Annotated in this window: 1 protein-coding gene; it reads right to left on the bottom strand. The window is 36.7% G+C overall.

All coding sequences use genetic code 11. The features are described 5' to 3' along the window. Positions 1-430: 430 nt before the first annotated feature. Complete coding sequence (locus F6K13_RS32710; RefSeq protein WP_124146331.1) at positions 431-1,183, bottom strand: glycosyltransferase family 2 protein; 753 nt, start codon at positions 1,181-1,183, stop codon at positions 431-433. Positions 1,184-1,506: the final 323 nt, after the last annotated feature.

The raw sequence follows: 1,506 nt of genomic DNA, 5'->3' as shown, positions 1-1,506 counted from the left end.
TAGTACTATTCAACCGGATTTGATATCAGGTAAGGGAGCCATCGGATTAGCGATGTACAGGAGAAATGGGAATTATAGAGGAAGTCGTCGGAAAAACTGTCCATAGATTTTTCTGCCATAATCATCCCAAAATACTAGCTTTTTGCAGCTCTTTCCACTGAAAAGCTGGTACTTTCTCCAACCCAAAAAGGCTAAAGCCTTTATCTTTCAATACGCGCGAGAATTAATCAGCAAGCCCTACTTAAATAGGTATTAGTTTTTAGCATTTCCGTTCCGGAATACTTTCCTAGGTCATGCTACGCAAACGCAAACAGCTATCAGCTTTTAGAGAAAATCAAGTCTATAGATTTCTTAGTAAACCAGTATTATTAACTAGGCTATAGATAAATACTAAAAATTTCTGAAAAAATTGCATTATTGCATTAATTTCTCACCTCCTAACCTCTGAAGCAGTATATAAAATCATTTTTAAAAGTTGGAAACCGCCTTGGATATGTTTAAGATTTGATTTCCCATAAGTTCTTGGTAAATATTCTACAGGAACATCCTGAATAGTTAAGCCAAATTTTTTGCTCCCAATGAGCAAATCAAAATCCCCAAAAGGATCGTATTTACCAAAGTTTTGCCAATTAGCAACTATCTGGAGATAGTTTTCTTTGGTAATAGCTTTAGTTCCACAAAGGGCATCCTTAATTTCAACTCCCAATACAATTGATAACAGTTTAGCAAAAAAGCGATTAGCAAGTTGATTCACCAATGGCATCGCTTTCAATGATACTGAATGGGTAAGTCGCGATCCATTCGCTAATTGGCAATCACCTGAAGCGATCGCCTCGAAAAATTTGGTTAATTCTTTTGGTTGAACAGTTAAGTCAGAATCTAGAATAATCAGAACATCACCTGTTGCCATGTTAAAACCCTGACGAACAGCATCGCCTTTTCCTTTACCATTCTGTTGACATATTTTGATATCCCATTGCTCCTCATATAAACTCTTAACTCTCTTAATTTCTTCCCAAGTATTGTCTGAGGAATTACCCTCAATAAATATAATTTCTGTATGTTTGCCTAGTTTTGGCATTTTAGTAATGCAATCTTCAATAGTACCAGCTTCGTTTCGGGTGGGTATAATTACACTTGCTGTTTTTTGATAACTTGGTGCTTTTTTTGTTAACTCTAACATATATTACCGAAAAATTAAGGTTTAAAGCCTCTCCTTTCAAGAAGAAAAAGCGGTCGTTTAGCTAGCGCACAACTACATTAACGGCTGTCGCCGACATGAATGCGGAGCATTCGGAAGTACGCCATATCCAATCGACCAAGAGAACAAAAAAATTCCTTTTAACCAATCCTCTTCTTTTTAAGAAGAGGTATTAATTATTAATTATCATTTTCTTTGTGGGTTTAATACCCCACCGTCTACACGGTGTTCAAAATTACTTGGGGTTAGAATCCCCATGTAATTTTCCTCCTGTCTCCTGTCTCCTGTCTCCTGTCTCCTTCTTC

Source organism: Okeania sp. SIO2B9, from assembly GCF_010672505.1.
GTDB classification, from domain to species: domain Bacteria; phylum Cyanobacteriota; class Cyanobacteriia; order Cyanobacteriales; family Microcoleaceae; genus Okeania; species Okeania hirsuta.
Note: the sequence above shows the minus strand (reverse complement) of the source record. Positions and strands in the feature narration are given on the sequence as shown.

Excerpts from the sequence above, each read along its gene's own strand:
- F6K13_RS32710 (WP_124146331.1), bottom strand. The coding sequence starts at position 1,183 with ATGTTAGAGTTAACAAAAAAAGCACCAAGTTATCAAAAAACAGCAAGT.